The 6,129-nt window shown below is 58.3% G+C and carries 6 protein-coding genes; 2 read left to right on the top strand and 4 right to left on the bottom strand.

Annotated elements, in window-relative coordinates:
- The first annotated feature begins 475 nt into the window (after positions 1-475).
- Together purH and purD are read left to right on the top strand one after the other, a co-directional pair.
- A complete protein-coding gene (gene purH / locus ASF13_RS08715) occupies positions 476-2,065 on the top strand; it encodes a bifunctional phosphoribosylaminoimidazolecarboxamide formyltransferase/IMP cyclohydrolase (RefSeq protein ID WP_056234926.1) in 1,590 nt (529 codons plus the stop codon).
- 14 nt (positions 2,066-2,079) lie between these two features.
- Complete coding sequence (purD, locus tag ASF13_RS08710; protein WP_056234923.1) at positions 2,080-3,360, top strand: phosphoribosylamine--glycine ligase; 1,281 nt, start codon at positions 2,080-2,082, stop codon at positions 3,358-3,360.
- 196 nt (positions 3,361-3,556) lie between these two features.
- Here the strand turns inward: purD and ASF13_RS08705 are convergent, their stop codons facing one another.
- The 4 genes from ASF13_RS08705 to nfi form a co-directional block, all read right to left on the bottom strand.
- Complete coding sequence (locus tag ASF13_RS08705) at positions 3,557-4,222, bottom strand: DUF1481 domain-containing protein (RefSeq protein WP_056234922.1); 666 nt, start codon at positions 4,220-4,222, stop codon at positions 3,557-3,559.
- A gap of 127 nt (positions 4,223-4,349) precedes the next feature.
- Positions 4,350-4,622: a nucleoid-associated protein HU-alpha gene (hupA, locus tag ASF13_RS08700; protein ID WP_017803060.1), complete on the bottom strand. Its 273-nt coding sequence runs from the start codon at positions 4,620-4,622 to the stop codon at positions 4,350-4,352.
- Between the two features lie 188 nt (positions 4,623-4,810).
- Positions 4,811-5,401: a YjaG family protein gene (locus ASF13_RS08695; RefSeq protein WP_056234919.1), complete on the bottom strand. Its 591-nt coding sequence runs from the start codon at positions 5,399-5,401 to the stop codon at positions 4,811-4,813.
- 62 nt (positions 5,402-5,463) lie between these two features.
- A complete protein-coding gene (gene nfi / locus ASF13_RS08690; protein ID WP_056234917.1) occupies positions 5,464-6,129 on the bottom strand; it encodes a deoxyribonuclease V in 666 nt (221 codons plus the stop codon).

The following is a 6,129-nucleotide window of genomic DNA, read 5'->3' as shown; positions in this document are numbered from 1 at the left end:
ATAAATTGTTAAAGAGCGGTGCAATCAGTGCCGAAGCTTCCTGTTGCGAGGTGGCGTATATTACGCTTTCCTCCTTCGGAGTCAACTTCTTTTTGAGAGGTTTTTTCCGGCGATTCAGAACTTCCTGAACCTCTCAACACGCTGGCCTGTAAGCCGTTGTTCCGTGTCGATGGAGGCGCATTATAGGGAGTTCTCGACGGGTGACAAGGGCTAATTTGCGATATTTTATCTGTTTGCTGCAATCCCCAGCAAAAGCCCACCTTATACGCATTTGTGCACAAACTTATCCACAGTTGCCGCAAAACGGCAATTTTGACGAGCATCGCGCAAACGTTTTCGCTACAATGCCCGCGCGTAATGGAAGCCCCCTCCAGGGGCGTTACCTGAAGTTTTCTGTTCCTCTATATAGAAGAGAGCACAGCAGACTTCATATAACGCTCTTATCTATGCGATCCAATGCCAAGGGAAAAACCTAATGCAACAACGTCGTCCTGTACGCCGCGCGCTGCTCAGCGTGTCTGACAAAGCCGGTATCCTCGAATTCGCTCAGGCGCTTTCTCAACGTGGCGTCGAGCTGCTCTCCACCGGCGGTACTGCCCGCCTGTTGGCTGACGCTGGCCTGCCCGTGACTGAAGTCTCTGACTATACCGGTTTCCCGGAAATGATGGATGGACGCGTTAAAACGCTGCACCCGAAAGTGCATGGTGGCATTTTAGGACGCCGCGGTCAGGACGATGCCATCATGGCCGAGCACAGCATCTCTCCGATTGATATGGTGGTCGTTAACCTGTATCCGTTTGCCCAGACAGTGGCCCGTGAAGGCTGCTCGCTGGAAGACGCCGTCGAGAACATCGACATCGGCGGCCCGACCATGGTGCGCTCCGCCGCCAAGAACCATAAAGACGTGGCAATCGTGGTGAAAAGCAGCGACTACCCGGCCATCGTGGCGGAGCTGGATGCGAACGATAACTCGCTGACCCTGACGACCCGTTTCGACCTGGCGATTAAAGCCTTTGAACACACTGCGGCCTATGACAGCATGATTGCCAACTACTTTGGCAGCCTGGTCCCGGCCTATCACGGTGAGACCACCGAACCGTCCGGTCGCTTCCCGCGCACCCTTAACCTGAACTTTATTAAGAAGCAGGATATGCGTTACGGCGAAAACAGCCATCAGGATGCTGCCTTCTATATAGAAGAGAACGTTAGCGAAGCTTCGGTGGCCACCGCGCAGCAGGTTCAGGGTAAAGCGCTCTCATACAACAACATCGCCGATACCGATGCCGCACTGGAGTGCGTGAAAGAGTTCGAGCAGCCGGCCTGTGTGATCGTCAAGCACGCTAACCCGTGCGGCGTTGCGGTTGGCGGTTCCATTCTTGACGCTTACGAGCGCGCCTGGCAGACCGACCCGACCTCGGCCTTCGGTGGCATTATCGCCTTCAACCGTGAACTGGACGAAGCGACCGCACAGGCGATCGTCAGCCGTCAGTTCGTTGAAGTGATCATCGCCCCGTCAGCCAGCGAAGCCGCGTTGAAAGTCACCGCCACCAAGCAGAACGTTCGCGTGCTGACCTGTGGCCAGTGGCAGGAACGCCAGACCGGTCTCGACTTTAAGCGCGTTAATGGCGGCCTGCTGGTGCAGGATCGCGATCTGGGCATGGTCGGCGAAAGCCAGCTGCGCGTGGTCAGCAAACGCCAGCCGTCGGAGCAGGAACTGCGTGATGCGTTGTTCTGCTGGAAAGTGGCGAAGTTCGTCAAGTCTAATGCTATCGTTTATGCGCGTGACAATATGACCATCGGCATTGGTGCCGGCCAGATGAGCCGCGTCTATTCCGCAAAAATCGCCGGTATAAAGGCTGCCGATGAAGGCCTGGAAGTAAAAGGTTCTGCCATGGCGTCGGATGCCTTCTTCCCGTTCCGTGATGGCATTGATGCCGCCGCTGCGGTCGGCATTACCTGTGTTATTCAGCCGGGTGGCTCTATTCGTGATGACGAGGTGATCGCCGCCGCGGATGAACACGGCATTGCGATGATCTTCACCGACATGCGCCATTTCCGCCATTAATTACGGAGTCTCAGATGAAAATTTTAGTTATTGGTAATGGCGGCCGTGAACATGCGCTGGCCTGGAAAGCCTCTCAGTCACCGCTGGCAGACGCCGTCTTCGTGGCACCGGGCAATGCCGGTACCGCGCTGGAACCTGCGCTACAGAACGTGGCCATCAGCGCGACGGATATTGCCGGCCTGCTGAGCTTTGCACAAAGCGAGAAGATTGATCTGACCATCGTCGGCCCGGAAGCGCCGCTGGTGATCGGCGTGGTGGACGCCTTCCGCGCCGCCGGTCTGAAAATCTTTGGCCCGACCCAGGCAGCGGCACAGCTGGAGGGCTCGAAGGCCTTTACCAAAGATTTCCTCGCGCGCCATCAGATCCCTACCGGCGGCTATCAGAACTTCACAGAAGTGGAGCCGGCGCTGGCTTACGTACGTGAGCAAGGCGCACCGATCGTTATCAAGGCCGATGGCCTGGCCGCAGGTAAAGGCGTGATTGTGGCGCTGACCCTGCAGGAAGCGGAAGACGCGATCCAGGACATGCTGGCGGGCAACGCCTTTGGCGACGCCGGCCACCGCATTGTGGTGGAAGAGTTCCTTGATGGTGAGGAAGCCAGCTTTATTGTCATGGTCGACGGTGAAAACGTGCTGCCGATGGCGACCAGCCAGGATCACAAACGCGTGGGCGACGGTGATACCGGCCCGAACACCGGCGGTATGGGCGCTTACTCGCCGGCACCGGTAGTGACCGATGAAGTCCACCAGCGTGTGATGGACGAAGTGATCTGGCCAACCGTGCGCGGCATGGCCAGCGAAGGCAACGTCTACACCGGCTTCCTGTACGCTGGCCTGATGATCGACAAAAGCGGCCAGCCAAAGGTGATTGAATTTAACTGCCGCTTTGGCGACCCGGAAACACAGCCAATCATGCTGCGCCTGCAGTCCGACCTGGTCGAACTCTGTCTGGCCGCCGTGGACGGTAAGCTGAACGAGAAAGATTCGGTCTGGGATCCGCGCCCTTCGCTGGGCGTCGTACTGGCCGCCGGTGGTTACCCTGGCGATTACGTCAACGGGGAAGCAATCCACGGCCTGCCGCAGACCGACGCCGCCGACGGTAAGGTGTTCCACGCAGGCACCACGCTGGAGGATGGCGTCGTGGTCACCAGCGGCGGACGCGTGCTGTGCGTCACCGCGCTGGGTGATGATGTGGCCGCCGCGCAAAAACGCGCGTACGAGCTGGCAAAGCCGATCGGCTGGAATGGCAGCTTCTGCCGTAGCGATATCGGCTACCGGGCGATCGACCGCAAGTAAGCCCGACGGGGCGTTGCCCTGAACGGACGTTACACCTGCGGGCTGGACATCATGTCTGGCCCGTTTTTTTTGGGCGTTGATGCAGACGTCAGGGTCCAGGCCTCAGGCGTACAGCACCGCTGCGACGTCAGGGTTCAGGCTTACAGCGCGGCTGCGGGACGCCCTATGGCGTTCTGTTCCTCTGCTGTCCTGACGTTCAGAAGTCAGCTTCTTTCGGTGCGGTCAGGCACAGGTCGTCGGCGGTCACCAGCAACAGCTGCGTACCGGCTGGCGCTTCCAGCCAGGCCACGTTCAGTGCTCCCCGGGCCAGCCGCTGCTGGCGCAGGATCTGCTGCTGCTCACCCGCATCAAATTCCGCCTGACGCCGCTGGCCGTCGCAGCCGGTGACGCTGCCGTCTGCCTGCCAGCGCCCCTGCTGCAACAGCACGCGGCCGCTCAGCAGGTCGTCGCTGATCTTCAGCATCCGCTGCGCGTCAAACTGATACAGCGCTACCGCATCGGCAGAGAGGGGCTCCCGGCGGCCTGCCAGCTGGCGCTGCATAAAGCTCAGGCTGCCATCATGGTCAAACCGCAGCGTCACGTCATCCGACTGGGCCCCCAGCAGATGCCGCTCAATCGAGACCAGCTTGCCCTTTTGCCACAGGTAGTCACGGGTTTCGCCTGCACCGCTGCTGAAGGGCGTCACCGCCACCCGCATGTGGGTGGTCTGAGGATCGCTGTTTTTACGCCAGATACGTACGGCGCCGCGATCGGCCAGATAGCCGCTGGCGGTAAAATCAGGCAGGGAAGAGTGCAAGCTACAGCCTGCCAGCACGGCCAGCATCAGCGAAGGAATAAGTCGTTTTAGCAAGGTCAGCGTCATATGAAAGCGTTTCGCACCATCATCTTCTCACCGCAGCAGAAGCACCCGAGTCCGGGCGGGGGACAAATTACAGATAAACAAAAGGGGCGATAGCGCCCCCCTGTTAAAACCTTTCACCGTAAAGCGATTACTTAACAGCGTCTTTCAGTGCCTTACCAGAAACGAATGCTGGTACATTGGCAGCAGCAATTTTGATCTCGTTGCCAGTCTGCGGGTTGCGGCCAGTACGCTCAGCACGGTGGTTAACTTTAAAGGTACCAAAACCAACCAGTTGTACAGCATCACCTTCTTTCAGAGACTCGGTAATTGCAGCCAGAGTCGATTCCAGTGCAGCTTTAGCCTGGGTCTTTGACAGGTCCGCTTTGTCCGCAATTACATCAATCAGTTGAGTCTTGTTCATAAGTTATCCTTACAGTGTATTTATCGCTTGCTAAGCATCAAGTGCGAGGGAAAAACCAGTGTCTGGCACTCTCCTGCATTCACGCACCGATAGCCACATTTTTCAGCCCCCCAAATGTAGACCAGACAGGGGGCGGATGTGAAGACCAAAGGCGCTACAATTCAGGCCTGAAGTCACGTTTTGCTGTCTTAATGCTGATAATTTATACCGATGTTACTGATCCCGGATTCGCGAAGGTCAGAACGTAGCCCCTTAATCAAATCAAGGTCCCGCTCCTCGCAGGCCGCCAGCAGGCGAAATATCTCCCACTGGATGTCCCACTCCTCTTCTACCGCCGGGTTTAGCTTCAGCTCTTCTTCGGTCATTTCCCGCTCAGCCTGGGTCATTTCCAGCATCGCAACGGTGGTAATCGAGGTCTCGCTAACGGCAATCGCATGCGCCAGCGTTTCACCGCTCAGACGCGAGTGCAGCAGTTCGCTCAGGGCGACGCAGGCATCAATCGCCGGATAGACGCCGTACATATCATAGTCGTCCGCGGAAGGGATCGCCTCTTCCAGTTTTTCCAGCTGGGAGTCGAAATTCACTTTAGCGTCTTTTACCACCAGCGTTTCCCACAGCAGATCGAGAATTCGGCGATAGAGCTGGCCGTCGCCAAAGCCGGACTGCTGACAGAACTCACGGTAGTTCGGTGCCATGCGTTCGCACAGGCAGGCCATAAAAGTAACGTGCTGCCAGCTTTCCAGCTTTTCCAGCCGCAGATGAATCGGGTTACGTAACATATCGGGATCTCAGTATTAACGCGCTGCGGGCAGTGTACCTGAAAAGCCGCCGTGCAGCACGGTTAACCCCGGTCGATGGCGCTAAAAGCGGCGCGTCGCGAGGCAATAGCGTCTGCCCAGCGGGTCGGTTCCGGTAAACGGTAGCCACGCAGGCAGTTTTGTACCCAGGTCAGCGCCGTGTCGTTGCTGATGCGATGCCCGCCGGAGACAAACAGCGGGTTACAGCGCAGCTTGCTGCGCAGCACCCAGCCAATCGACTCTCCCTTATCGGTCAGCGGCTGACAGCTGCCGGGTTCAGCCGCCGGCGGCTCAAATTTACCGCACAGTCGCTTTTTTGCTACCCCCAGCGTCGGCACGTCCACCAGCAGGCCAAAGTGGCTGGCCACGCCCAGCCGACGCGGGTGCGCCATGCCGTGACCGTCGACCATCAGCAGATCGGGATAATGCGTCAGTTGCTGCCACGCGGCCAGCAGCGCAGGCGTTTCGCGAAAGGAGAGGTAGCCGGGGATATAGGGCATGGTGGTGGCAATGCGCGCCACCTGGTAGTCAATCACCCGCAGCGAGGGGTACTCAAGAATCGCCAGGGCGGCACGGGTGACCTCACCGCCCTGTTCAAAGCCGACGTCCGCGCCGCCAATCAGGCGCGGGGGAAACACGTCAAAGTCATCGTGGTGCACCGCTTCTGCTGCCCGTTGCAACTGCTCGGTGCGTAATGCGGTGATATCCAT

Origin of the sequence: Erwinia sp. Leaf53, assembly GCF_001422605.1 — a bacterium.
In the GTDB taxonomy this organism is placed as follows: domain Bacteria; phylum Pseudomonadota; class Gammaproteobacteria; order Enterobacterales; family Enterobacteriaceae; genus Erwinia.
This window is presented reverse-complemented; position numbering and strand designations above follow the sequence as displayed.